The 25,080-nt window shown below is 61.3% G+C and carries 31 protein-coding genes; 7 read left to right on the top strand and 24 right to left on the bottom strand.

Annotated elements, in window-relative coordinates:
* Window positions 1–239: 239 nt before the first annotated feature.
* The 4 genes from JOH52_RS03040 (at window position 240) to JOH52_RS03055 (ending at window position 2,012) form a co-directional block, all read left to right on the top strand.
* A complete protein-coding gene (locus JOH52_RS03040) occupies window positions 240–971 on the top strand; it encodes an NPP1 family protein (protein WP_017266354.1) in 732 nt (243 codons plus the stop codon).
* Window positions 972–1,155: 184 nt separating this feature from the next.
* Window positions 1,156–1,488 carry a hypothetical protein gene (locus tag JOH52_RS03045; protein WP_017266353.1) on the top strand — a complete coding sequence of 111 codons (333 nt, stop codon included), beginning with the start codon at window positions 1,156–1,158 and terminating at the stop codon, window positions 1,486–1,488.
* A gap of 35 nt (window positions 1,489–1,523) precedes the next feature.
* Window positions 1,524–1,715 (top strand): hypothetical protein, encoded by a 192-nt coding sequence (locus JOH52_RS03050; RefSeq protein ID WP_017266352.1) that lies wholly within the window; start codon window positions 1,524–1,526, stop codon window positions 1,713–1,715.
* A gap of 6 nt (window positions 1,716–1,721) precedes the next feature.
* Complete coding sequence (locus JOH52_RS03055; protein WP_017266351.1) at window positions 1,722–2,012, top strand: hypothetical protein; 291 nt, start codon at window positions 1,722–1,724, stop codon at window positions 2,010–2,012.
* A 533-nt stretch (window positions 2,013–2,545) separates the two neighbouring features.
* Here the strand turns inward: JOH52_RS03055 and JOH52_RS34975 are convergent.
* From JOH52_RS34975 to JOH52_RS03070, 4 genes are all read right to left on the bottom strand, one after another.
* On the bottom strand, window positions 2,546–2,746 hold the full coding sequence (locus JOH52_RS34975) for a hypothetical protein (RefSeq protein WP_026030363.1): 201 nt from the start codon (window positions 2,744–2,746) through the stop codon (window positions 2,546–2,548).
* Window positions 2,747–2,799: 53 nt separating this feature from the next.
* On the bottom strand, window positions 2,800–3,165 hold the full coding sequence (locus JOH52_RS03060) for a hypothetical protein (RefSeq protein ID WP_028004759.1): 366 nt from the start codon (window positions 3,163–3,165) through the stop codon (window positions 2,800–2,802).
* Window positions 3,166–3,221: 56 nt separating this feature from the next.
* On the bottom strand, window positions 3,222–3,446 hold the full coding sequence (locus JOH52_RS34980; protein ID WP_028004758.1) for a hypothetical protein: 225 nt from the start codon (window positions 3,444–3,446) through the stop codon (window positions 3,222–3,224).
* Between the two features lie 110 nt (window positions 3,447–3,556).
* Window positions 3,557–4,525, bottom strand: a complete 969-nt coding sequence (locus JOH52_RS03070; protein ID WP_028004757.1) for a peptidoglycan-binding protein — start codon at window positions 4,523–4,525, stop codon at window positions 3,557–3,559.
* Between the two features lie 191 nt (window positions 4,526–4,716).
* Between JOH52_RS03070 and JOH52_RS03075 the strand changes: the two genes are divergently transcribed.
* Complete coding sequence (locus JOH52_RS03075) at window positions 4,717–4,932, top strand: hypothetical protein (protein WP_017274119.1); 216 nt, start codon at window positions 4,717–4,719, stop codon at window positions 4,930–4,932.
* A gap of 229 nt (window positions 4,933–5,161) precedes the next feature.
* On the opposite strand, the gene JOH52_RS03080 is transcribed toward JOH52_RS03075, so the two are convergent.
* Window positions 5,162–7,186, bottom strand: a complete 2,025-nt coding sequence (locus tag JOH52_RS03080; protein ID WP_017274118.1) for a pyocin knob domain-containing S74 family peptidase — start codon at window positions 7,184–7,186, stop codon at window positions 5,162–5,164.
* 60 nt (window positions 7,187–7,246) lie between these two features.
* On the opposite strand from JOH52_RS03080, the gene JOH52_RS03085 reads away from it, so the two are divergent.
* Complete coding sequence (locus JOH52_RS03085; protein ID WP_080597544.1) at window positions 7,247–8,461, top strand: IS701-like element ISRm31 family transposase; 1,215 nt, start codon at window positions 7,247–7,249, stop codon at window positions 8,459–8,461.
* Between the two features lie 154 nt (window positions 8,462–8,615).
* Here JOH52_RS03085 and JOH52_RS03090 read toward each other — a convergent pair whose 3' ends face one another.
* The 3 genes from JOH52_RS03090 to JOH52_RS03100 all read right to left on the bottom strand — a co-directional run bounded on the left by JOH52_RS03090 (window position 8,616) and on the right by JOH52_RS03100 (window position 13,527).
* Window positions 8,616–10,130, bottom strand: coding sequence for a hypothetical protein (locus tag JOH52_RS03090; protein WP_017274117.1), 1,515 nt, complete (start codon window positions 10,128–10,130; stop codon window positions 8,616–8,618).
* Window positions 10,131–10,368: 238 nt separating this feature from the next.
* Window positions 10,369–13,116: a phage tail protein gene (locus JOH52_RS03095; RefSeq protein ID WP_028004754.1), complete on the bottom strand. Its 2,748-nt coding sequence runs from the start codon at window positions 13,114–13,116 to the stop codon at window positions 10,369–10,371.
* Window positions 13,117–13,122: 6 nt separating this feature from the next.
* Entirely contained in the window at window positions 13,123–13,527 is a 405-nt protein-coding gene (locus tag JOH52_RS03100; protein WP_017275184.1) for a DUF6950 family protein, read from the bottom strand.
* Between the two features lie 71 nt (window positions 13,528–13,598).
* On the opposite strand from JOH52_RS03100, the gene JOH52_RS03105 reads away from it, so the two are divergent.
* On the top strand, window positions 13,599–13,871 hold the full coding sequence (locus JOH52_RS03105; protein ID WP_013843999.1) for a hypothetical protein: 273 nt from the start codon (window positions 13,599–13,601) through the stop codon (window positions 13,869–13,871).
* 146 nt (window positions 13,872–14,017) lie between these two features.
* Here the strand turns inward: JOH52_RS03105 and JOH52_RS03110 are convergent, their stop codons facing one another.
* From JOH52_RS03110 to gpW, 16 genes are all read right to left on the bottom strand, one after another.
* On the bottom strand, window positions 14,018–14,608 hold the full coding sequence (locus JOH52_RS03110) for a DUF2163 domain-containing protein (protein WP_028004752.1): 591 nt from the start codon (window positions 14,606–14,608) through the stop codon (window positions 14,018–14,020).
* A complete protein-coding gene (locus JOH52_RS03115; protein WP_028004751.1) occupies window positions 14,605–15,255 on the bottom strand; it encodes a hypothetical protein in 651 nt (216 codons plus the stop codon). The genes JOH52_RS03110 and JOH52_RS03115 overlap by 4 nt, the downstream gene beginning before the upstream one ends.
* Entirely contained in the window at window positions 15,255–17,126 is a 1,872-nt protein-coding gene (locus tag JOH52_RS03120; RefSeq protein WP_028004750.1) for a phage tail tape measure protein, read from the bottom strand. The genes JOH52_RS03115 and JOH52_RS03120 overlap by 1 nt, the downstream gene beginning before the upstream one ends.
* A gap of 378 nt (window positions 17,127–17,504) precedes the next feature.
* Window positions 17,505–17,699 (bottom strand): hypothetical protein, encoded by a 195-nt coding sequence (locus tag JOH52_RS03125; RefSeq protein WP_017265702.1) that lies wholly within the window; start codon window positions 17,697–17,699, stop codon window positions 17,505–17,507.
* A 47-nt stretch (window positions 17,700–17,746) separates the two neighbouring features.
* The gene (locus JOH52_RS03130) at window positions 17,747–18,148 is read right to left on the bottom strand and encodes a hypothetical protein (RefSeq protein ID WP_028004749.1); all 402 of its coding nucleotides are present in this window, start codon (window positions 18,146–18,148) and stop codon (window positions 17,747–17,749) included.
* Between the two features lie 13 nt (window positions 18,149–18,161).
* On the bottom strand, window positions 18,162–18,572 hold the full coding sequence (locus JOH52_RS03135; RefSeq protein ID WP_011975792.1) for a phage tail tube protein: 411 nt from the start codon (window positions 18,570–18,572) through the stop codon (window positions 18,162–18,164).
* Between the two features lie 92 nt (window positions 18,573–18,664).
* Complete coding sequence (locus tag JOH52_RS03140; protein WP_014529615.1) at window positions 18,665–19,129, bottom strand: hypothetical protein; 465 nt, start codon at window positions 19,127–19,129, stop codon at window positions 18,665–18,667.
* A gap of 1 nt (window position 19,130) precedes the next feature.
* Complete coding sequence (locus JOH52_RS03145; protein ID WP_014529614.1) at window positions 19,131–19,424, bottom strand: hypothetical protein; 294 nt, start codon at window positions 19,422–19,424, stop codon at window positions 19,131–19,133.
* Window positions 19,425–19,426: 2 nt separating this feature from the next.
* Complete coding sequence (locus JOH52_RS03150; RefSeq protein ID WP_014529613.1) at window positions 19,427–19,753, bottom strand: head-tail joining protein; 327 nt, start codon at window positions 19,751–19,753, stop codon at window positions 19,427–19,429.
* On the bottom strand, window positions 19,750–20,154 hold the full coding sequence (locus JOH52_RS03155) for a hypothetical protein (RefSeq protein WP_014529612.1): 405 nt from the start codon (window positions 20,152–20,154) through the stop codon (window positions 19,750–19,752). The genes JOH52_RS03150 and JOH52_RS03155 overlap by 4 nt, the downstream gene beginning before the upstream one ends.
* A gap of 74 nt (window positions 20,155–20,228) precedes the next feature.
* The gene (locus JOH52_RS03160) at window positions 20,229–21,260 is read right to left on the bottom strand and encodes a major capsid protein (protein ID WP_014529611.1); all 1,032 of its coding nucleotides are present in this window, start codon (window positions 21,258–21,260) and stop codon (window positions 20,229–20,231) included.
* A 27-nt stretch (window positions 21,261–21,287) separates the two neighbouring features.
* Window positions 21,288–21,644, bottom strand: coding sequence for a head decoration protein (locus JOH52_RS03165; RefSeq protein ID WP_014529610.1), 357 nt, complete (start codon window positions 21,642–21,644; stop codon window positions 21,288–21,290).
* Between the two features lie 2 nt (window positions 21,645–21,646).
* Window positions 21,647–22,189, bottom strand: coding sequence for a hypothetical protein (locus tag JOH52_RS03170; protein ID WP_014529609.1), 543 nt, complete (start codon window positions 22,187–22,189; stop codon window positions 21,647–21,649).
* Between the two features lie 25 nt (window positions 22,190–22,214).
* Window positions 22,215–23,120 (bottom strand): S49 family peptidase, encoded by a 906-nt coding sequence (locus tag JOH52_RS03175; RefSeq protein WP_014529608.1) that lies wholly within the window; start codon window positions 23,118–23,120, stop codon window positions 22,215–22,217.
* Window positions 23,117–24,838 (bottom strand): phage portal protein, encoded by a 1,722-nt coding sequence (locus tag JOH52_RS03180; protein WP_153530236.1) that lies wholly within the window; start codon window positions 24,836–24,838, stop codon window positions 23,117–23,119. The genes JOH52_RS03175 and JOH52_RS03180 overlap by 4 nt, the downstream gene beginning before the upstream one ends.
* Window positions 24,835–25,071 (bottom strand): gpW family head-tail joining protein, encoded by a 237-nt coding sequence (gene gpW / locus JOH52_RS03185; protein WP_028004743.1) that lies wholly within the window; start codon window positions 25,069–25,071, stop codon window positions 24,835–24,837. Before gpW ends, JOH52_RS03180 begins: the two co-directional genes overlap by 4 nt.
* Window positions 25,072–25,080 lie beyond the last annotated feature (9 nt).

The raw sequence follows: 25,080 nt of genomic DNA on the forward strand, positions 1-25,080 counted from the left end.
GACTTTCTTGTATTTGCAATACGACATTGTCCGTCAATCGGCTCCACGACACAGATTGTTCCTTGAACCGTGTGGTCATATCTCCATCTAAGTAGCTCAACAGCGAGCAATGTCCTTCCTTCATCTCTCACCCCTGCGACCAAGCACGACTTTTGCAGGCTTTAGCCCCCGGGGCGTGCATGCTGTTGAGACATTCATGTTGCGGACCGAAATGGTTCAAAACAGCAAAGGAAAACAAGATGATACCCGTCTCTTCACTCAATGGGCGAATGCTGCTAACCGCGTTGATGTTCGTTTTTGTTTGCGGACTATCGATGCCGGCGAGCGCGGCTGAGGTCATTGATCACGATAAGGTGGAAGGATTTCCCGACAGCACCTCCGGCTTCCTCGAGACCTTCCAGCCCTATCTGGAAGTCCATGGCGGCTGTGTGCCTTTTCCGGCCGTGGATGCCGCCGGCAACGTCAGCGGCGGTCTGAAGCCATCGGGAATGTTTTCGTACGACGGTTGCTCACACAACCTTGGACAGATCTATGTCAGAGCGGCGGAATATCAAGGCGAGTGTGCCGTCATGTACTCGTGGTTCTTTCCCAAGGAGCAGATTCCGGATTGGCCCCACGCCAATGGGTCTCGGTATAATTGGGAGGATGTCGTCGTATGGCTGACGAGTTGCGATAGCGAAGCGCAGGTTAACGCGGTCAGCTACTCGAGCAATGGTCGTTACGTCCTGTCGACACATCCGCACATGGATGGAACACATCCGCTGGTCGCCTATCAACGCAACAGCCCCGGGGACCACTTGACACTCGCTGACACCGGGTACCGTGGCGGGAAGCAGCCGGCAGTCAGCTGGTCCGGCCTGACCGAGGAAGCGAGGCAAACGCTCGAGACCTATGACTTCGGCCACGGTGTGCCATTCAACTCTGACAACTTCGAATCCAATCTGGCGAGGGCCTATTATCGGGATCGTTGACGGCTGGCGGCGGCCCCTCTTAGGCAAGGAGATCGCGTATGAGGTCGTCTGCCGCCCAGCCTTTTCACCTGGGTCGAACTGTAAGAGCGCGCGTTGAAATACCTCATCGCAGTAGCTGGGCAACAGCGGCAACAGTGGCCAAGCTTGGCCAGCATACAACTGTCGGAAAGGAAGGCTAGAAACCATGGCGATTGATTGGGTTGCAACCTTGGCCGAGCAAGGGGATATCGCGAAAAGCAAAGCGACAGAGGTGGCAACGCTCGTGGTCAAGCCCGAGCTCCCCTTGGAGATCGCAAGTCGGCTGTACAGGGACATTGAGAAGGGTGCCCAAACTTTTGACCGCATACTCTCCGACATGGAAGACGCGGATGTCAGTGACGAACTGCTAGAGGCGGCCGATACGCTCGCGGAATTGTGGAGCCAGCTTTCTATCGCATCAGCCAACAAGCTCCGCGAGCTGCAAGGCCTCCCACCGATCATGATGAGCGAGGCCCGTCACTTAGGCTCGCGGGTCTGACTCGACACGAGCTGCAACAATCTGAGGAACGAAAAATGACCGACTGGCAAAATCTAACCGAACACGACGCCATCGAGGCAGCCATCGCCGAGCAAGGTAAGGACCCAATGGCATCGGTCGCATACTGCGCGCTTGGTGCATACGATGGAAACAGCCCCGGCGAGTACCGCTTTTGGTTCGGCCTGTTCCTGAAGCTTGCAAAGGGCAAGCACGTCGGCTGGGCGTAAGGGCCGATGAGCCTCACGACCGCATTCATTGCCGAGCTGATCAGGGCTGCGAACGAGGTCGAAAGGCTTACGTACTACCAGATCAGCCGCCTACTGGATCGTTCAGTTGACACGATCCGTGATATGCGTAGACAGACTGCCATCGCTAGCGGCCACCGTGCCCGCGACGTTGTGATCGATCTCCAGTTGGCCTCGGCACGCGCCCGGGACCTATCTCCGGCGGAGACTAGAGACGTCTTGCTGGACGCGGCCGATATCATCAGGGCGCTGAAAATCGCCCTGGATGGGATGACCTAGCCGACCCGGCGCGTGGTGTTCGTCGGCACCACAGTTTGCGCCGTCCCGGACGCACCACCGAACCAGGCGGCGACCGCCGATGACCAGGGAAACGAAGCCCAGGAGGGCTCCGCTTGAAACAACAGTTGCAGCGGTGTCGGCGGCTTCGGTCGCCTGCTGCTTGGCTCGTTCGAAGGATGCCTTGAAGGATGCCTTATAGACGCTAGCAGACTTATGTTTCCAAATCTCAGTTTGGTTTGTCCAGTAACCCTTTCGGGCTACTTGGCAGCGAAAGGCTGGCCCGAGTTCGTCGATCTGCCGAACGGCGGGAACGCTCTCGCGGTTGGGTGTTGACCTGCCGAGAGCCGGATCATGGCTGACACAAATGAGCTGCAGCGGGGGACTGCTACAGCTCCGAGCGCGACGTATTCTTCATCCCAGCTGGGGCGCAATTGCCCTGTTCCATTCAAGGGAACCGCTTCGAACGTCGCTTGCGCATATTGTACTCTCGGCGGGACTCGAACCAAGGGAAAGCGCCTGACTTACCGGGATAGTCAACGCTTCTTCAAGCCAGGGAATGGATCTCGCCCCAACGCCTTGGCAATCTTCCGCCAGTCTTGTCCGCCCATCCCGGGTATGCGCAGCAATTCTGGAGTCGGCTGATTTTGCATATCTCCGACCACCTCATACCCGGTCTGGTTTAGCTCGCGGAGAAGCGAAGGCCTGAGTTTCAAGTCTGCAAGTTTTGTGTCCATGCGAACAAGGAAAGCAGACCGACGCGCATCGCGCAAGTGCATGACTATGCAAATCAGCGCCGCAACTGCGCGCCGTCGCGCTGACCAGCCTCGATCCTCTGCAGGATCTCGCGCATTACACGTGTATCGATCGAGAGGCTGTTGAGCGTATTCTCGACGGCCTTCATCGACGTCGCCGCTTCGGCCGCCTGCTTCTCCACGGCCGATATTCGGAGCTCGTGATTGTCGATCTGCCGGAGGGAGACTTCGGCCGCTGTCAGGCGCTTGTCGAGCCGATCGATCGAATTAGCCTGCGAATCCTGGTTGGCGTTCACCCTCTCCCAGGTCGCGCCCCACGCAACGAGGCCGCCGGCAAAGCCGAACAGGATCACCAGGGTGTTGAGGTTATATTCAAACCTCCATTTCGGAGTTGCGACCATCTTTTCGGTTTCCTGTGTTTCAGACAATCCCCTGCCCTCGTAGTGTGATGCGATTACTACTGCGCTTCGCCGTGGCGGGCGCATTCCGCCGCGGCACAGATGCCAACGACAGTCCGATCTATCTTCCGCTGGTCCGCCGGCGTCGCGCCGCGCGCGCCGATCAGATCAGTGCCCACCACCCGCCGCAGTCCGTCGGCACTTGCTGGCGCCGAAGTTCCACATCCCTGGAGGGCAAAGGTCAAAGCGAGAGCGGACATCGCCCGCAGTGCGGCCAGCTTCATTGTTCTGCCTTTCGATGGATTGACGAACATCGTCGCCGCCCTGCCGGCAACGGCCGCGACGACGACAGCGAGAGCGGCCGCAGCCACGATGAGGCGAGGAGTGGAGAACATCACGCCATCCCCTCGACCTGCTTCGCCACGGCCTTCCGATCAGCGTTCTTGCGCCAGTAGAGGAAGCCGGCGATACCTCCGAACGCCACAAGGATCAGGAGGAGGTTCTGCCAAGGTATGCCGCCGATCGCAGTGACCAACGAAACCAAGCCGCCGATCGTGCCGGGCCCAAGCACCTCTTTCGACTTCCACCAGGGCGCATCGAGGCTGGGCGGCGTGATCGGGACCGGTACCGGCTTCTCCTCGGTCACCGGCGCGACCTTAACCTCCGGCCGCGCTGCTTCGCCCGGAGTGAGCGCCACAAGCGCCGTATGCATCGCCGCACGGGTTTTCGGGCCTACGTCGCCGTCGACCTGCAGGCGCTGGTCCGCCTGGAACTGAAGGACATTGTCGGCTCGGTAGCCGAGAAGAACGAGCGAGATCCGCGCCAGGCGATCGAAGCGGTCGGAGAGGCCGTTCTTGCCGCCGTTGATCTTCTTCGTGATGGTCTCGGCGTCGCCCTCGTCGGCCCAACGGTTGAGGTCGCGCGTGTCCCAGTAGAACAGAGGCACCAGGCCTTCCCAAGGATCGGTGTTGACCGCATCCGGATCCTTGACGAAGTCCGGGCAGTCGAGGCCGGCCGCGCGGCACCAGTTGCGGAACTGGCGGTAGTTGTCCTTGCCGGTGAGCTGCATGCCGGTGCGGCCGCGGTAGAGATGGCCGTCGCCATCCTTCTCCGGCGTGTTGCCAAGATCGGTGCGGGTGTCGTAGCGCTGTTGCGCCGGCGTCGGGCCCCAGATCTCGCGATCGTAGCGGAAGTCTCCGCTTTCATGCATGAGCTGGGCGAAATATTGGGCGAGACGGTGCGGCCGATCCATGCCGAAACGCTCCCCGTATCTGTCCAGCGTCACAAGCACGGACGCAAGGTTGCTCTCGTTCACCCTGCCCTTCACGGCAGCGCGAACGTGCTGAGCGGTGATGGCGCTCATTCGTTTCTCCTGATTGTCGTTGGGGAATGCTCGGCGGGCTAAGCCACACACTGGTGTATGGTGGCCGGCGATGGTCGCGTTTAAACTGACGTTGGTCGCTTTGCCCCCCTCGCAGGCGGCCGGGAGGCTCGTCACCGGCCGCAACCCTTGACGGACCTCGCCATTGATCCCACATCATTGGAAATGGGGGCTTGGACTTGGGCTTGGACATAAACGACAGCGAAGCGGAAAGCGCCGGCCCAATCGAGCTGGTTGCTGACCTCTCAGAAATCGCGGCACAGTGCGCCGCTTCGAATCTTCTTGACTTTGCGGCGCAGCTTGCTGGGCTCGCCGAGGACCTCAAAGCTCTAGCGGCGAGGCCAATCGAGCCCGTACCGAAATTGACCGAGGCCGACGATCAGCCTTGAGCGAGCGGTGCAGAGCCAGAATACGGTCTGTTCTTAGACGCGAAAGGGCCCCTTCTCTCTCGACGAAAGAAGAGGCCCCGCGTCTGAGCGTTCGAATTCACAGACGCTTCCATTTACGTGTTGAACGCGGTTGATGCAATCGAATATCGCCGCGCCGGGGGCACCGCTTTATCCATCTGATTTTCCTTTGTGGTGGGAGAGGTGATCTGCCCATCAGGGCAGATTGGTGTCAAGCCAGCGCTAGGTGTTGCTCGATCGCTGAGAGGCGCAAGGCCATATCTCCGTTGGCTGCCTTAAGCGTCTCGATCTCTTCGCCCTGCAACATGTTCTTGTGAATGACGCACTGGAGCGCCGCGACGATATCCGCAGTGATAAGACCGTAGTCCATTGTTTGAAAAACAGGCACTTCGCCCGTCTTCTCAAACACGGCGCCCGCCGCCAATGCGTCGCGACGCACGCCCTCGTTGACGACTTCCGGGACGGTGATGGTGACCGTTTTGCTGTTTCCGTCCTCGTCGGTTATCTCCCGCTCGACCTCGTGCGCGGGGATGATTTCGCGACCGACGTCGACGATCTCGTCTTTCTTGCCGGTCACGGCATGAGGAACGACCTGCTGCGCCTCATGAGCAATAAAGCCTGTCACGATGCCCTTTTCCGGAGCATCATTCCACCTGTGGAATACAGGGCGGAGGGCCATGATCTTCAGTTCGGCATTGTCCAGAATGTCAAACTGTTCCGGAGTCAGCGAGAAGGTCACGATCGGCTGAATATCCGACTTAAGACGGTAATCCGATGTGGTGGAATAGCTGGTCCCAGTCGCGGTAACTGAGATGCCGCCTACTGACGAATTCTCGCGGTAGAACTCCTGAACGGCGCCGTCAGTAGCAAGTCTGGACTGATAAAACGGGTTATACCCCGATGCGCGCCGCCACATGCGTCCGGTCGCGGGACGCATTGCAACGCCGGTTGTACTCCCGGTTGCAGGGTCAATCGTTGCTGTAAGCCCTACAAGAAAATCGCCGTTAGTCGGCTCGAACCGGGCGCGCTCGACATTGTTTGCCTTAAATATAAGCGGGTGATCACTTACGGAACCGAGTCCAATGAAATTCACACCCGACTCATATGATCCGACAACCGAGCCTCTGTTCAGTGCAAATTGAACATAACTTCCTGCGCCGTCCAAAGATTGCGTACCGGCCCAAGTGTTGTTTCTGTCCTGCAGCCCGACCTTCGCCCATGAACTCCAAGTGGAACCATTGTTCCACCGCATGTACATGTTGCCGCTACTTCCCCGGATGTATATTTGCGTAATAACCGTAGCCGTGACGGCAACGACGGTGAGAGAACCTTGCGCCCCTTCGGGGGTGTTAACGGTTCCTGCATTGACACTGTAAAACCCGGTTTCTGTTGCGGTATTTGCATCAGAGATTGCCGTTTGCACCGTCCTGAGACGAGCGGGCAACGCACCATTTAGTATCTCTGATGCACCAGGATAAGCGGGGTTTGTTATGTTCCACCAAGGATTAGGCCACGTTCCCGCAGAAGCTTCCGCCGAAAACCGTAGAAATTTCTTCGGGGAAGTTGCATCAGCTATATAGATTTCTTGAAACACCATCCCGAAACGCCGGTAAACGTTCAGGATAGCTGTATATCCTATAGCCGCCGCCCCGGATGGTCCGTTCGTCCAATTGCCTGTGATCGTGTACGTACCGGGGATGATGATCGTGTTGAAATCACCGTCCGAAAGTCCGACCCCTGCGGCGGACGGGACAGGCGAAGCAACACCACCATTTACCGGGCCGAGTTTCCCCAGGAGCGACAGCATGGAGTCTGCGGCAAGCAGGTCTCGGCCCTTAGCCTTGATGTCGGTCAGGGCCGCCCCAGCCGCCCCAGTGAAATACGCGAGCTTGTCAGCGGCCGGCGTCAGCCCGGCCAGTGCCGTGAACGCCGCATTGTCGAGCCGCTGGATGTAGGTCGAGAGCGCCTGGGCATTGACGGTCTGCTGCTGCAGATAGGCCGTGTCGCGGATGATCCAGTAGCCCTGCCCGGCCGCCGTAGTGCCGCGCCACGGCTTCGCCAGCGTCAGCTGCGTGTTGCTGTCGACTGAGAGAATCGGGACCGGGTTGCCGTTGCTGCTGTCGAGGCCGAAGAGCCCGCCGGCAATCAACGCCGTGGCCCAGGCAGTCCCGGAGCCAGTGACAACGGCGCTGCCGGCGGTCACGGAAACCGTGCCCGTTACATAGGGTATCGTCATGTCAGGAGTTCCTAACACTACAGTTGCATATTTATCTATGATCTGAATCTATGGGTCTCCATGATTCGGAGGTCATGGATGGCAGGTGCATCAATCGAGACGACGCTTGAGCTTTGGGCATCATCGTTGCGCGACGTGAAGGCTCGCATGCGCGGACTGTTTACGCAGGAGCGAGTTGCAGCCTCTGCGAACCTTTTCCTGGACGGCTTGCTGGGTGACGAGCGGCGTAAGACAGGTTGGATGCGTGCTGAGGCGGCCGGTGATCCCGGCCCGTGGCGGCAACAAGCCATTCTGGGGCGCGGGCGCTGGGACGCGGACGCACTTCGCGACATCGTGCGAGAGTATGTCGTAGAAAACCTCGCCACGGATGATGCGGTCCTGGTCATCGATGAGACGGGCTTCCTCAAGCAGGGCAAGACATCGTGCGGTGTTGCACGTCAATATACAGGTTCGGCTGGCAAGATAACGAACTGCCAGATCGGTGTGTTCGCCGCCTATGTGTCCGATCGCGGCCATGCCTTTATCGATCGAGCCCTGTACTTGCCCAAGAGCTGGACTGGCGATCCGGCAAGGCTTGCAGCAGCTCATGTTCCTCAGGCTACAGCCTTCGCTACCAAGCCAGGCCTGGCTGTCGAGATGATACGGCGTGCGCTGGCAGCCAATGTGCCGTTTTCATGGGTGGCCGCAGATGCGGTCTATGGCGTCGGGGACATCGAAGGAACCCTGCGCCGAGCCTGCAAAGGCTACGTTCTTGGGGTTAAATCGGACCACCATTTCGGCTCGTGGTCGGGAAAGCCTCCGGTCGCCGGCACAGCGCAGGAGATCGCCCGTGATCTCGATCCAAGTGCATGGCAGCGTCTTTCCGCCGGTGAGGGCACCAAAGGCGCTCGGCTTCATGACTGGGCCTATTGCGAACTCGCCGACCTCGATGCCGACGAATACAACGAGACGAAATCTGGGCTTTGGACCCGTGGCCTCCTGATCCGGCGCAATATCAGCGACGGTGATCTCGCATTCTTCACCACATGGTGCCCGGCCGGGACGGGCATCCAGACGCTCGTTTCCGTTGAAGGCCATCGCTGGGCGATCGAAGACAGCTTCGAGACCGCCAAGAACGAGCTCGGACTCGATCACAACGAAACCCGGTCATGGCATGGCTGGCATCGCCACGTCTCCCTCGTCATGCTCGCCTTCGCCATGATGGCGGTGATCCGATACCGCGCCAATGACGCGACGCCCCAAAAAAGACTGCGGATGCCGACCATCAGGATTTAATCCGCTGGTCTATCCAGGAAGTCCGACGCATCGCCATAAGACTCGCTCAGCGTCGCATAAGCCCCGCCTACGTCATCGCATGGTCATGCTGGAGGCGCGCCCATCAGGCGGCCGCTCGACGAGCTCACCTCAAAACTAAAATGCAACTGTAGTGCTAAGCTGGAATGCCGAGAATGTAGTAGCGGATGCCGAGCACGTTGTCGGCGCCTTCGGTGCGCCACGTACCAGGGTCGTCGGCGTCGTTATAATAATCGCCCGGCCGTCCGCGATTGGTAACGAAGGTTGCACTCGTCTGAGTAAGACGACAATGAGAGCTGTCGCCGCATTCGAAATTGCTGGTAGCCGAATACATCAGTTGGCGAACGGACGGCAGTTTGATCGACTCCTGCCAACTTCCGACAAGAGACTCCGAACCGGGCCCATGTTTGGTCATGTATTTGACCATGGGGAACATGCCTGTCGCGTCGAAATTGACAACTGTCTCGACGGGGCTCCCAGCAGAAACAGGAAAATACCCTTCCGCGAGGATCTGCACACATGGCCAACGACTGTCGATCACGATGTCTGCCCAGGATGGCGGGTTAGCGGAACCGGGCCGCAAGAATTGAACGACATCAACGCCGCCCTCGGTGAATTGCCTAAACACCTTGTTACTGCCGTTCGTCGGACTGTCGCCAGCGTCGAGATACAGCATGAACCGAGCGCGTAGCGCGCTGGCCGCGTTGAAGTAGATGCGAGACCCGTTAAACCAGTACTCCGCGCCTGCGCCGTTCTCCATCTCGGGGGTCCAAGGATAATAGATCGTGGAACCCGTATAGAAGTGAACGTCGAGGGCGATATTAGAGGGAAGCGTTATGCCAGTTTCGTAGAACGACTCTCCCGCCGGGATCGCAATGTCTGCTGCAGCAATCACCTTCACGGGAACGCGTCGACTGTCATAGGCGATCTGCCATTCGGTCGCGGTCTCGGCGTTGTAGCCCGGCTTAGCGATGATCATCTTATCCGAGCGAATAATGATGTTCTTAGTGCCATTCGGGGCCAATGCCGGGGCCTCTTGTGACGGATCCTCATTGCCGGGAAGGTTCCACACGATCAGACGTTTGTCTCGCGATTGAAATCGGTTGTACGCGTCGTCAAGTGTGGACGTGGTGATCTCCGCAAAGGTTCCATAGGGGAAGGAGCCATACTGACTAACCACCCCGTCGAAATCCTTTACCCAAGGCGCTTGATACCAATTACCCATAAAAAGGTATCCGCCTTGGTCGTGATAATATTTGCCGCTATATCGCCGTTGTATGCGCATCTGGTTGAAGCGCCCTGTGTTTGTCCGAGTGGCCTTCACGTCAAACAGCGGCATATTGTATTTCATCTTCGGGAACGCAGTATTGCGAAAGAGCCACGTGCTTTCGCCGCCACCTGAACCTTGGCACTTCTGATAGTTTCCAGAGTTCGAACCGGATGGGTAATAAAGATAGACGACACTACCACTTGAGGCGATCTGATTGATCACTTCGATGTGGGCGATCGACGCATTCAGAGCATATTTCGAGTTGTAGAGGAACTTCGAGCGCTGGCTGTCCGGCGTCGTGCGCGGATTGTCAGCATCATTTTTCATGATTTTGACGCACCCTGCACCCGTACTGTCGCGGCCTATCATTGTCCGGGTCATCAGCTAAGGATCTCGATCGTGCCGCTGTTGAGATCGATCTTCATTTTGCTGTTACGGCTTGCAGCCGGCCGGCGTCGACCGTGCCGATGTCGGCGGTGGCGAGCCTCATAACGCCATCCTTGAAGACTAGTGGACTCCGTTCGGACGTCGGCACGACCGCACTGGTGGCCGCTGGGACAAAAGGCGCACTGATGAGCGTCAGTAGGAAAGACCTGCGTTTCATGATTGAACCCTCTTTTTAGCTAAAGATTTCGATCGTGCCGTTGTTGAGGTCGATCTTCATTTTACCATTCAGCGACTGAAGGAGGCCGGCATTGACCGTACCGATGTTGGCAATCGCCAGCTTCAGCTCCCCGTTCTCGAAGGCGAACGGCAAGTGACCGCTGTTGCCCGAGAACACGAGAAACTGGTCTACCTGGATGGCCATGCGCGATTTCTGTATTCCGCCTTGGGTGTAGAGTTCGATGTAGAAGCCAGACACTTTGAAGCTCTGATTGGTGCCGGCCCGCAGCATGACGGAAAAGCGAGCGTCGACGCCGGACGGTGCTGCCACAGCCTCGAACTTCACCAGGCCTTGCGCAAAGCGGCCGTTGAAATCAGCACTCACCCCATTGATGCTGGTCGCGAGCGAACTGTCGCCATCGGCGCGCGCCGTTTCCTCCTGGATCAGCCGGGCAAGATTGTCACCGACCTCCGCATCGAGGCTGTTGATCTGGGTAGAGAGTGCGCTGTCGGCATTAGCGCGCGCGGTAGCCTCCGTCTGGATGGCCGCCGCGTTGCTCCCAGTGTCTGCGCTAAGTTGAGTAATCTGGCTGCTCAGCGCCGTATCTGCCGTCGCCCGCACAGTCTCCTCAGTAATCAACCGCGCATTCGTGCCGCCGAGGCTCGCCTGCAGATATGTCAGCAGTTGCGCCGTCGCCTCGTTCTCCGAAACGCGCACCCGGCGCTCCTCGGTGATCTGCGCCAGCGCATCGCCTATGGTGGCAACGATCTGCTGGCGCTCGATCTGACCGACTGCGCCTTCGAGCGAGAACGCATCCAGCAGCTCGACGAGGCGCGGACGGAAGAACTCATCCATCTCCTGCTGCAGTTCCTTGAAGCGGTTAAGCGCATCGTCCTGTAGCTGCTGCAGCCCGGTTAGCAGCGTCTGCAAGCCGGTCGGCTGCGCCGTCGTCGCCCATGGCGTGAAGGTGCGCAGCCGGTCCGGCACGGTCGTGATCGTCGCCCGGGCATTGTAGACCTTGCCGGAGACCACGTTCTTCGTTGTGCGGAACAGGCCGTCCTCAGGCGAGGTGCACTGATCCTCGAAAAGCTCGGTCGTGCCCTCGATCTGATAGATGAAGCGCACGGCCGTGATGGTCGGATCATCCGGCGGGGTCCAGGTGAAGACGAGCGCCGGCGTGTCATAGCCCTGCGCGCCGTTGATCATGCCAACGGCAACGTTGAAGTTCTGCACCGTTGAGAGAAGCGACGGGTTGATCGGTGGCGTCGGTGGGATGACGATCGGCCCGGGCTCGATGCCATCGTCGTCATAGATCTCAGCGCTGGTCTCGGAGAGTACCAAGGTGATGCGCAGCCGCTCGTCGGCCCGCCACTCGCTGATCAGCCAGCTCTTGCCACGCCAGGTGATCCACTCGCCTTCCTGCACCGCCAGGCCGAAGCGACGGCTGACAGGGACCGTCGCCTTGCCGCCCATGCGGTTCTGTCGATAGCGAATGTTCAGCAGATACTGCGCAATGTCCGGATCGGTCACCTGCAGGAAGTCGATGCTCGTCTGCCGATTGCGGCCGTCGGCAGCGATGTCGGCATTCACATAGACCGGCTTCAGGCTCTCCGGGTTCCACATCGATTCGATCGAGGTGAACTGGCCGGAAAGGTGATTGAAGCGCTCGAATGCCGACGGCCGGAACTGCACGTCCTTCGCCCGATCGATCGGGATATCGGCCGCGGTCAGGTCCTTGACCGGGATCTGCGGCGCACCAGGGATGACACCGGAGAGGCCTCGGCGGTTGAGCCCATAGCCGGCCATGGCGTCGTCGAACTGCTTCAGCACCTCGGTATGGTCATCGTCGCCGCTGACAAAGAGCGAGCACTCATAGGTCCTCTTGCCGTTCGCCCGCAACGTGTCGCAGACGTTCATCGCCACGAAGTAGGTGGCGAGATCGATCTGTCCGAGGCTCTTGCCCTCACCGATCAGCGTCCGGCCGGAGACCAGCGCGCGCAGCCCCAGCTGATAATTGAGGCGGTGGACGGCCGGGTTCTTCGTGTGCACCCAGGTCGACGGTGTATTGAGCCGCTGCGGCCCGGAGCCCCCTGCAACCGTCGAGTCCTTGCGCGGATCGTATTCGCGAAGCCCGCGCAGCACGAATTCAAGTTCCGGCCGTCCCTTCGAGCCAAAGAGCTTGTCGCTATAGATGCGCTCGACGACAGCGTAGCAGATGCCGGCATTGACGCTCGTGCTCTTCCACTTGTTGCCAAGGGCCGCCGAGACGTCGACCAGCTTCTGATCGACCTGCTGGCCCGGCCTGCCATCGTAAAAGCGGATCGTCAGGACCGGGTCGCCGGAGCCGTTGACGAAGCCCTCGATGTGATAGTTCGCAACCTCCTTGCCGATCACCGGTCTGGATACCAGCGCTTTCTTCTCGCCATAGATGTAGACGTACGGCTCCAGCCCGTCGCACCAGCCGTTCGCGAGCACGAAGACCTCGGCATTCCATTTGTTGCCGCTGCCCCACTTGGCATAGAAAGTCCGCTGCCCCTTTGTCTTGCCGACGCCGTAGAGCGTGCCGACCGGCACATCCCCGCCGAACTGGATTTCACCCTGAACGGCCGTGTATTTCCGCTTCTGCTGCTTCTGCTGGCCGAGCTTGCCGATCGCCAGCTTGGCACCGAAGGCCAGAGCGCCGCCGATGAGGCTGGCAGCAAGCGCAGAGCCGCCGAACAGCGCACCGGCGATCGCGGTCGCGATTGAAGTGAAAATTGCCATGTCTGATTATCCGAGGTGGAAGGCTGCAATGACGTCGGCGAGAGCGTGATCGCTGCGGCCGCGCTCGGTCTTGGTCACGAAACGGCCGCCGAGGCAGACGCCAACATGCTCGGCGCCATCGGCAAGGCGCAGGATGACGAGATCGCCAAGCCTCGCCTCCGCTCCGCCCTTCGGCTGCTGGCTGAGCTCGGCCGCGAAGAAGCTCACCAGCGACTTGTACCCGCGCCGGCGCAGCGCCCGCTGCGCACCGGCAAGCGTCCGATAGGCGCCCCGGTACCGCTCAGCGGTGGCCGAGCCCGTCAGCGCATCGACAAAGGCGCAGCCGAGCATGAAGCAATCGGCCGATCCATAGGCATAGGGTTTCGCAAGCTCACGCGCGAGCGTGGCTTCGACGATGCGGAAGCGGTTCATGGGGACCTATCAGGATTCGACATTTTCGACTGGGGATGCTTATCTCCCGCAACTTCCAGGAGAGATAAAGCATGGCGAAGAACGAGCAGGCCGTTGGGGCCGGAGTAGCAGCGCAAGCATTGGCGGCTGCTGCGCTGGAAATGCTGCTGTGGTTAGGCCACGACGACGTTATTGAGGAAGTCAAGTCGATTGCGTTGCATACTGTGAACCGGTCCATCGACGAAGCATCGAACATAGACAAGGATCGGGCGAAAGATCACGCCCGCCACGCCTTGTTGGCACTCGTTGAAACCATTAAGTTGAAGCAGGCGACGGACAAAACACGGCAGGATCGATTGTCATAACAAGAGAGCCGTTGACTCCCGATAGCTGTGGCCAATCGAAGAGGCTATCGTGTTCAGTCTTTGGTTGGCGTCTGCGGGACATTCGTGCGGCGCACGCCCTGAGGACTTGTAATCTACTGCTATTACGTTTTTCATCGAAGGAACTCCTATCGGCTCACCTGTCCCCATTCCTCGGGGATGGTCGCATTCGTCGCCACGTGCTCCAGGCCCGTGTCGGCCGGATTATTGTCGAACTGCTGCTCGGCCTGCGAGCGCTTGACCCCGGTCGAGCCCCGCGCCGACCGTCCGGGCGGCTGCAGATCGATCATCATCGTCAGCGTTCGTTCGGAGCCCGAAACCGCACCCTCGTTGTAGCGCACCTGGTCGATCTCGTAGATGGTCGAGACCAGCACCCCGACGGGATTGCTCGTGTTCGGCTCGCCGGCAAGCGCGGTGATGATGACCGGCGCGTTCTGGTAGTTGAACTCCTCAATCCGTGCGACCGCATCCTCGGGATCGGTCACCGGAATATTGGAGAAGACGATGGTGCGCGTGGTCACGGCCACGCCCACGGCGCTAACCAGGTCCCCGGGCTGCAGATACCGGTTCGGCAGATACACCAAACCATTATACGTGAACTTGCGACCGCCGCGGTGATAGCCGACCGTTTTGCCGGGTAGATCGAAGCGGATCAGATCGAGGATGGCGAACTCGCCGCTCTCGATCAGATCCTCGACCTCGGGAGACAGCACGCTCATGCGAGGAACAACTCCGTTGCGGTAAACTGGACGTTATAGTTCGGCCAGGTCTTGGGCAGGCTAAAGCTTCCCGCGTCCATTTCCATGATGCAGGAAGGCTTCTCGAAATGGACGGTGCATGGCAGGGTGAAGACCTGCGTGTTAAGCGCGAAGCGGATCTTCAGGGTCACCACACCGGCCGCACTTGCCGTCGCGGCTTGCGTAATCCGATGCAGCGATCGCACGAAGGTCGATTTCCGGACCTCGACATAATCGCCGCGCCCCAGCTTAAACCCGGCCGGCAGTCCCGAAACGACGATGGTGTTGGCGTCAGTTATCGACTGCAACACCGCGTCGCCGGAAAATACCCCGCCGCCCGCCTTCACGCCGGAAAGCGGGTTGCTGCCCTGATAGGCAATCGGCCGAGGCCGGTGCGGATCGTAGCCGGCAATATAGCCGCCATCGTTCGCGTCCATGTTGAAGGCGTCGAACAGCGCCGCCTCGGCCGTGGTTAGCTTCGATGCGGAATAGGACGCGGCCCAATATGGCGTCCCGGAATAGGCCGTCTCGGTACGCCTGCCTTCCATACGGTTGGTATCGCGGATGCGAACCGGATCAAACGCGACCTGCCCGTAAACCACGCTCGGGAGCGAAATGAGAAACGCCATCAGAAATCTTCCCCGCCGTTCTGGCGATAGTTCGTCCGGGCTTCCTCGTTGCTGCGCACGATGCGCACTGTCTGGTCGCCGGTCTGCTCGAGGATGCTGGCCAACAAATCCTTGCTCAGTACGATCTCAACGACGGTGCGGCCGCCGCCTCCCTCGCCTTCAGCTGACGCACCCGGCAGCTTACTCGGCGCGAGGATCCGGCCGTGGCTGGTCGGCGCAAAGAACTCGTCCTCATATTCGTTGACACGGTAGATGCGTCCGGGAGAAACATCGCCGCCGCCAGCGCGAGCGCCGCCATAGCCAAGGGAATCGCCGAGCGTGGTGGTCGGCACGAAGTTGGAGGAGGAACCGCCGCCGCCGCCGAAGATCGAGCTGAACAGCGACCCAAAGAGCCCCTTCCCGTTCGTCTGCACGTTGATGATCTCCATCAGCAGCGCCGCGATCGCCTCCTTCGCGTCGAAGCTGCCGTCGACGATGCGCATCAGCTGATCGTCGAGGACCTGTCCCATCCGCTCGGCCGCTTCTTCGCTCCGCTCATACTGCTCGGCCAAAGCCTCCTCGGCCGCGAGCTGGCGGTATTTTTCGTCGATCAGCGCCGAGATCTGCTGGCCTTCCTTCGAGGTCGCCTCGACACCTGCCTCCCGGAGCGCAATGGTGCGCTCGCGCTCGATATCGGTGAGGCCCATGATCGCCAGCTCCTCGCGCAACGACGCGATGACGTCGTCGATCGCCTTCTTTTCCTTTTCGGCCTCCGAGACTTTCTTGGAGCGGCTGCCGCCGGAAGATCCTCCACTTGATGTTGAGCTGAAAGCCTCATCGATCCTGCTTTGGGCCATCTCCCCGCGCATGATGTCCGTGGCGGACTGGATGCGCCCGGATTTGGGCGAGGCACCTTGCGCTTTGTCGATGATGCCGTTCCGCCGATCGAGCAGCACCTCGATCTGCTTCAGCTCCTCATCGATCCGCGCAATCTCCGAGGCGCTGTCGCGGCCGAAGATCGAGAGGATATCGTCCTCTGTCGTGCCCTGCTGCCGCAAGGCCCTCTCTCGCGCGCCTTTGAGGACCGACTGCCGGTAAAGCAAGCTGCTGCTCTGCTGTTGCTCAAACTCGCGAAACGAGTCCGTGAGACTCATGAAGGCACCGGCAGCATCGACAATCGCGCCCTTCAGGTTGGTCGATATCGTCGTGGCGATGAGGTTGAATTTCCGGTCAACCTCTTCCGCCCGCTTGATCAGCTCCTCGTCCATCACGATGCCAAGATCGTTGGCCGCCTTGATCTGGTCGCGAATGCCTTCTTCGCCGAGCCGGAGGAGCTGCACGAACTGCTCGCCTCCGGTACCGCCGAATATCTCGTCCGCCACGCGGATCTGCGCAGCCCTATCGAGTTCCCCCAGGCGCCCGATGATTTCCGTGAAGAGCTCCGCGGGATCCTCGAGCCTCCGCTTCAGGTCTTCGGCGGAATAGCCGAGGCGCTGAAAGGCCTCGGCCGCCGAACCTCCGCCGGTAACGATGAATTCGTCCGCGCGGAGGTTCAGTTCTTTGATCCCATCGGTCAGAGCGTCAATCCCGACGCGGTTCTGCTCGGCGACGAATTTCAGCTCCTGAAAGCTCTTGACGTCGAGACCCGCTCGCCGCGCCTCGTCGCCGACTGAGGCGATGGCATTCGCCGCATCGCGCAGCACCGCAACGCTCGACGCCGAGACGAGGCCGGTCACGAGACCGGCGCCGCCGGCAGCGAGACCTTTGATCCGACCGAATGAATTCATAACGTCGGAGGCAGTCGTCTTCGACAGCGCACGCACGCGAGCAAGCGCATCTTGAAAACCTTTGCTGTCACCGGAAATGGTGACGGGAATGTCGGGACGGGACATGTCGATCTCGCTTGAAGAAAAACGATTAGGAGGCGCCGGAGACAGGAGCTCCTTGCCTCATCCCCGCATGACTATAAGAAGTTGTGCTCTGAGGGTTTGGAGGGGTGTAATGATCCAGGAGCCACGTCGCGAGAAGAACTGCCCTGACTGCGGCGAAACCGTCTTGACGTTGCGAAGGTTTGCAAACATTGCAGCTCTCGCTTTGACCACTCACAGGCGATCAAAGCATGAAGTGGTTAGTTGCCATCTTTGTCGCGCTTGCCGTGACGTTGACAGTGCATCCTTGACGAGGTTGACCGTCTTCGACAGCTTCTGCTGTCGAAGGCGGTACAACCGGTAACCTCATCTGAAGGTGGCGAAGTAGCCACCGGCGCTACTTTATCCTGCCCCGATCGTCCTCGCGTTCGGAATGCCCTTCAGCGAAGGCCGGACGCCGTGCTCTGCGGCGATGCGCCGGACCTCCTCGCGCGAAATGAACGGTCCACCGCGAACATTCCCGGAAAGCCCCTCCACGGTCATCTCGAATTCCGCCGCCGTCGCCTTCCAGAACATTTCCGGCGACCAGCCGAGCATCTTCGGGTTCGTGGCGATACGGTACAGCGACTTGAGATGATCCTTGATCAGGAGGGGCTTACGGGCTTTCCCAGGACGGCGTCTCCCGCGATCTGCGACGCGGTCCGCTCGTCCCGCCGAATTGTCCCGGCAGCAATGTGAGCCGAGAGCGCCTTTTCGACCGCCTCGCGCCAGGCGAGCTGGTCGGCGGCCGAGATATTGCCGTCGTCGAGGATCTTCGCCGAAAGCGCCGAGATCTGATCCTCGTCATCCGCCACGATCAGGCAGCGGACGGCGCAGGCGACCGCCTTCGGCTCGAAGCCGAGGAGACGGCCGTAGATCTCGTCGAGCGTGCGGGCGCCGATCGCATCGGAGAGACGAGCGAGCCCGGAGAAGGTGACGGCGATGCGGAAGTCGATCGCGCCGATGCGAACCTCCGCCTCGCCGCGCAATGGGTTGGCAGGCAACATGAAAAGTCTCCCGTTAGACGGCGGGCACGAAGGTGAGCGCGCCGGTCATGGCGCAGCGGATATCGGCCTGCAGCTCGTTGGTCTTGTCGCCCGAGAACGTCATCGAGACGAGCATGTCGCCTTCGAACGTGCCAACGCCGGGCACCGTGACCTGATACTCGGTGATGACCTGGTTGACGGCGTCGGCGGTTACCGCCTTCATCGTGACAGTATCGACGAAGGCGCCCTGCCCGCTGAAACGGATGGACTGGATGCCGTACATCAGCGCCAGCGTGAGCTTGCTGCCGGGATCGGTACAGCTCGGCTTGGTGATGTCGATTTCCTCGTTGTTGATCTCGAGGGATCGCTGTTCGGTGATGCAGGCAAGGGTGAAGGCGCCTGCGCCGGTCGAGCGGGCAAGCGTGAGCTGACGGCCGAGAGCCATGGCAAAATCCTCTTTTGCTGGTGGGAGTGGTGGCGCTACTGCATGCCGCCCAAAAGTGTGCAGCGGTTTTGGGATAACGGCATGCAGAGCGTTTAGAGCGCAGCCTGTTCCGGATTGGCGGCGAGCGTCTTGTAGGCGATCTGGTAGTTGAGCGAACCGGCAAGCAGGGAGATGCCGGTTTGCGGGTTGACGAAATACTGTTCCGACTGCAGCAGCGCCTCAATGGCGAGGCCGCCGAGAGTGATGTCCGAGGCCATCGCAGCCTCGATCAGCACGCAAAGTCGATCGAATTCCTCTTCCGGTTCATCGTCCTGCAAATGCACGACGACCGAGAGCGGCAAGGACCGATCGTAGCCGTCTTCTCCGGCTGGCCCTGACGAGGGCCGGACCGTCAAGGTCTCCGACCTGTCGGCCCAGGTGACCGTGAGGGCCGGCAGCTTCTCCTGCGGGATGGCACCCTTGCGGCCGCGCTTCACCTTGTCAGCACCGGAGAACTCCGAAATGGCCGAGAGGCGCGCGATGACGGCCGCGAAGATCTGACTGCGGAGATGCGGCATATCAGGCGACCGTGCGGCCGAGGTCGCGCAGCACCTGGTTCACGACAACCGCGGAATAACCCGCCTCGAGAATCCGTGCGCGCGCCTTGCCACTATCAAGCAGGCGACCGATGTCGGAGCGGATCGCCGAGCGGAGCCGCGACGGCAATTGCGGCCACGGCCGCTGCGTCATAGCGCCGGCGGTCTGGCGCGCAGCCTTCTTCTTGGCGCCCTCTTCCGTCGAGAACAGCGCCTGGCAGAGGTCCTCCATCGGGTCGACCGCGGCGGCCGGCGCTTCCTGTTCCTGTGTCTTCATGATCAGATGTCTCCGGCAAGCGAGATGCGGAGCATGGCCCGCGCATCATCGTCGATGTTGATGACCTGGTAGGTGACGCCGCCGATCGCGACGCTGTCGCGCTGGCTGGCGAGACCGGGAACCGCGGAGGCGGACACGGCGAGCAGATGGGTGGTGCCTTCGACCGCCTGCTCCTGCTCCTCCGCCAGGTCGGTTTCCCGCCACACTCGCAGGATGACCCGGACGGCAGGCCTCGGGACCCCGTCGACCGTGAACACCGCGTCGGCATTGCCGAAGGCCTTGGCGAACTTCGGCCCCATCCGTTCGAACATGGCGGGACGCGGCGTCATTTTGGAGCCTTGAGCTTTTCGATCTCGGCCTGAAGCTTGGTGACTTCGCCAGCCAGCGTCGCATTGTCGGCCTCAAGCTGCTCGTTCTGCTTGAGCAGCGTGTTGCGGTCGCCGATGGCGCTGTCGCGCTCCGCCGTCATACGGTCATTGTCGGCCGAAAGCTTGTCGTTGTCGGCCGAGAGCTTCTCGATCGCCTCGCGAAGCTTGTCGAGATCGATGGAAGGCACGGGCGCCGCGGACGTGGCGTCGGGACCGGCGGTCCAGGCACCAAAATTTTTGCGGAAGTTTTCCGCTTCCTCGGCCGTGATCCCGCCGGTACCGACCGGAACCGGCTCACCCGGCCTGTAGGATTTCTTGCCGACCTTGACGGTCACATTGAACTGCTCGGTTTTCTTGCTCATCGGAGCGTCCTTTCAAGTCCCGATATCCGCCGGCTGGAAACCGGCGGATATGCGGACGAACACGGGGTTGGGGATTAGCGGACCAGCGCGAACAGGCTGGCGTCGGGCTCCGGAGCGATCGGAAGCGGTGCTGCCTGCGTCTGGACGATGGTTCGCGAGGGGTTCCGTTCCCGCCACATGTCGGGGAAGCGCTCCATAGACAGGAGCGCGTCGTTGTCGAGGATGGCGCCGTAAGCGAAGTGGCCCATGAAGCCGAAGGGATCGAAGATCCCGACGCCCATGGAAGGCCAGAAGTTGTTGCGCACGCCGCCAACCGTGTAGGGCTGCGAATACTGGATGAACGTCAGCTCGCCGATGGTGCCGAGAACCGCGTAATACTTGTTCTCCGCGCCGGTGCTGACCGGCCCCAGCTGCATGATGCCGCCGTCCTGGCGCCGGTTGTCTAGCGCCTCGAGGAAGCGCAGCGACTTCTTCAGGAGACCCGCAGCGCCCGGGCCGAGCAGCACCTCGCGGGCGGTGAAGCCGCTGGTATCGGAAAGCAGCTGCACCCACGCCTCGACATCGTCCATCGGGTCGACGCCGGCTTCGCCCCAGCGCGCTGCGCCGGCGAGCGCGATCGTCAGCGCGGCATTGCGGCCGAAGTTGACCGTCTGCGTCGGATAGTCCTCGCCCTCGACGATCACCTGACCGGTGCGGATAACCTGCGAGCACATGAACTCCTCGCGCCGCGTGATCCGCTGGTCCTGGTCGTCGATGATCGTCGCCAGATTGTAGGCGTAGCGTTGCGCCGGCGAGTTGCGGCCGCCGATCGGCTCGCCCGGCATGCGGATCATGTTGCCGCCGGGGCGAAGCGTATTCTGCGGCTTGACGTAAGCCGGCGTGAAACTGGTCGCCTTGAAGCCGCGGTTGGCCGAGTCCTTGCCGGGAACATCTGGGTGGACGAACGGCGCGAGCTCACGGTCCGGCAGGATCTTGTCGAAGACGATCTGTTCCATGTCGGAAAGGACCGTGGTGGAGAAATAGCGATCGCGCAGGAAAGCTTCCGGGCGATCGCGAGGCGGCAGAACCGCAACGAGTTCCGCGGTGGAGAGGAGAAGTTCTTCCATGTGTGTGGTGTCCTTTCGGTCTCTGGCTTACTTCAGGACGCGCACGTAGAGGGGAGCGCCTGCCTTGCGGAAAGCGGCCTCGACGGTCGCGGCCGTGTGTCCGGCGCCCAGAAAGAGTTTCGTCGAATCGAAGGCGCCGCTCGCGTAAGCCGCGGCGACGACGTCACCGGCGGATGCATCGCAATCGGTCGCCAGCACCAGGCCGGGCGTCTGCGACCCATCAGCAGCGGCCGAAGCGGACAGGGTGTATTTGTCCGATGCGGTGATATTGCCGAGGACAGCACCGCGCTTGAGGTTCTGGCCGCTGACGATGGTGATGTTGCGGGTGATGACCGGAACGTCGGAAACGAGCAGGTCGTTCGGGGCGAAGGTTGCTTCTCCCATGATCAGGAATCCTTCCGGTTACGGCCGTGACGGGCCAGGATGGTGGAGCGGACGGTGGAGATCACCGCCTGTTTCTCGGTGGCCTTGCCGCCGCCCGGCGTGCCGGCGCCGAGAGTCGGGCTCTTTCCGGCCATGCGACCGGCAAGGCGCGAACCGCCGGCGGAAGCGGAGGAGAGAAGCGCACCCGCTTCCTTGGCCGAGTAGAACCTCGAGCCGAAGGCAAGCTCGGCGGCGAGGCCGGGATTGCTCTCGGCCTTCGGGTGCATGAGGATCGAGCGGATGCGACCCTGCTCGGCGCGGCGGACGGTGCTTGCCGACGTCTTGCCGTCGTCGGTCTCTTCTCCCTCGGCCTCGGCGCTGGTGTCCTCCTCCTCGGTCTCGCTCTCCGGATCGGAAGGGGTATCCTCGGCGGAAGTGTCCTCCTCTTCGGTTTCGATCACTTCCTCGTCTTCCGGCCGCTCGTCTTCCAGCCGGGAGCCCTTCTTGCCGCTAATGGCGGCGAGCACGCTCCGCGTGAGCGCGCTGCTACGCGTCAAGTTCGACATTCGTCGTCTCCAGTTGATGTTGGGGTTAGCCGGCTGTCCGGCTCAGTTCAGCTTCGAAGGCCTCGAGAACCTGCGAAGGGCGTGCAACCGCGTCGGCGAGGCCGGCATCAACCGCCTTCTGTCCGCGATAGACCCGCGCCTCAGTGGCGAGAGCGGATTGCTGTGTCAGCCGGCCGGCGCGGTACCGCGCGACGGTGGCTGCAAATTCGACGCGGAGCTCCTCTAGCTCGGCGAGTTCCTGCTGAAGCACATCGTCGGGGATGGCTTCGTACGGATTGAAGTCGGCCTTGTGCTCGCCGGCCTTCAGAATGGTGACCTTGAGGCCTTCCTTCGCGAGCCAGGCGCTCATATCGACATGCATCGAGATGACGCCGATCGAGCCGCAGATACCGGTCTGCGGAATGACCAGCTGCCGGCAAGGTGAGGCCAGCAGATAACCGGCCGAGCACGCATGATCCGTCAGAACGGCGATCGTGGGCTTCACCTGCGAAAGCTCAAAAATCTGCTCGGCGCAATCGAAGGCGCCGGTCACCTCGCCGCCATAGCTGTCGACTTCGAACACGACGGCCTTGATGTCGTCGCGCTCGATGCAATCCCGGACCTGCACTCCGATCGCTTCGTAGCTGGTCATGCCGCAGGACTTGCCGATCCACTTGCCCTTGTTCACGAGCGAGCCCTCGATCTCGATCAACGCAATGCCGGACGCGACGAGATCCGGACCAGGGTAGACACGCTCACCGTCCCAGTCGGTCGCATTGCGGAGCTTCTCGCCGAGAAGTCCCATCTCCTCGCCGCCGCCGACCTGCGCCGGAGCGTCCGGGCTGCCGAGCACGCGCGGGCCGAAAGCCCGCGCAATGATGTCGCCCTTTGACGGATGCAGCATCAGCGGCGCGCCGAACATCCGACTGGCGATTTCGGGATAGTTCCTCATGCCGTTTTCCTTCTGGAGATCCTCGGGATGCCGGCGGGATGCCGTGCCGAAGTCCGGCCGTTGACTTCTTCCTCGGTCTCGTCGCCCGGCTCGGCTGGCGGAGCGGCACTCGCCTGCGATCTGGCCTCGGGCTTGCCCGGATCGGGATCGAGGCCGAGCCGTTCGTAGAAGGCCCGTTCCCGGGCGCGCTGCTGCGCATCCATCTTCCAGTCCCGCCCCTGCTCGGCCGCTTCCTGCTGGAGCGTGGTGAGATTGCCGGCGAGCCGCTCGCTGGCGGCCTGCGCCTCCCGCAGCGGGTCGATCCAGCCTCGGCCGGGACCGATCCAGTCCGCATGGCACCATGCGGCCGGGTTCTGCTCGAAGCGAACGGCGCCCGCCGGAAGCTCGATCAGGCCCTTGTCGAACACCTCCTCGAGCCATGCCCGATAGATCGGCGCCATGAACTGCGAGGCGAAGCCGCCCTTCTTGGCGGTAAAGCCGCGCCAGATTTCCAGGAGTGCGGCGCGTGCCGACGAATAGTTCACCTGGCTCCAGTCCATGGTCAGCTGCTCGTAGGTGACGCCGATGGCGCTCGCGACCTTGCGCAGCGCCGCATTGACGAAGGCCTCGAAGTTGGCGTTCGGGTGCTCCGGCTTGGTCAGCGTCGCCTTTTCGCCCGGCTGCAGCGTGTTGACGCGAACGCCGGGCAAATCGATCGGTGCGGCCCCGTAATAGGCCTTCTGCGCAGCCGACATTTCGCCGAAGAGCTTGGCGATACCGTCGTTGCCGTAATCGGCGCCCATCGCCTCTAGCATCTCTTCCGGATCGAAGGGCGTTTCGATGAAGGCAGCCATAACGGCGTTCAGCATTGCCGCCTGGCTCTCATAGTCCTCATAGTCGGTCGACTGCTTGATCGACCGCATGACCGGCGCCCAGTCGGAAACGCCGCGCGTCATGCCGGCGCGCTTCTGCTCGTAGGCGTGAACGACGATCGGCCGCCCCCATTCGGTCTCCCGCTCGACATACTCCCAGTGCCACAGGCCGGTATTCCCGGCAAAGAATTCGCCAGGATGCGACTTGCGGAAGTGGTAGCCGACCGGTGCGCCGTAACCGTCGATGGCGACGCCGTCGCGCAGGAACTCTTCGTCCATCCGCCCGTTCGGATTGGAACACCGGGCCGGGTCCACGACATGAATTGCCGTCTGGAACAGCGGCGCATTGTCCTGCCAGACGATGACCCCGAAGGCCTCGCCCTCAGGACCGAACCGCTGACGGGCCGCAAGGCCGAGAATGCCGGCCATCGTCTTCGTCCGCTCGGCGTCGCACCATTTGTCGACGTCCTGCGTATAATCCCGCCACAAGGCTTCGATCTTGTCGGCGATCTCCTCCGCCTGCTCAAACGTCATGTTGAGCGAGACGTGGTTCGGCCGCGCTGCAAGCGTCCAGCCCGAGCCGATGATGTTGTCGACGAGGCGCGAGGTGCCCGCCGCGCCCCAGCCGTCATTCCGCGCCACGTCGTTCAGCCGGTCGACGAGCTCGGAGCGCGACCAGGTCAGCGCCGACTGACCGGACCATGTGCCCGGCCGCCATTTGGCAAACGACGGGTGATCGTAGGATGCGCCCTGGTAGGCCGAAGACGCCATCAGCCGGTTCTTCGCGACCTGCACGCGGGCAGCGGCACGAACTGCCGGCGAAAGCGGTTTCGCGTCAGGGCCGAGGATCGTGACTTCGCCGCTCATCCGAAGATCACTCCCCGGCTGCGCGCCCGGGCGAAGCGGCGAAGGCCGAGTTTCGCCTCGAGGTCCCGGACGTACTGACGAAGCGCTCCGATGTTGGTCGCGGCATAGGTGACGCTCTCGCCGTTATAGCTGAGCGAGACCTCGGCGCGGCCGAGCTCCATCTGGTGCAAGGCCTCACGTGCTTCGTCGAGCCGTGCCAGAAGCACGGCGCTTTCCTGTTCGGTCAGTGCCATATGGATCTT

Origin of the sequence: Sinorhizobium meliloti, assembly GCF_017876815.1 — a bacterium.
Lineage (GTDB): Bacteria > Pseudomonadota > Alphaproteobacteria > Rhizobiales > Rhizobiaceae > Sinorhizobium > Sinorhizobium meliloti.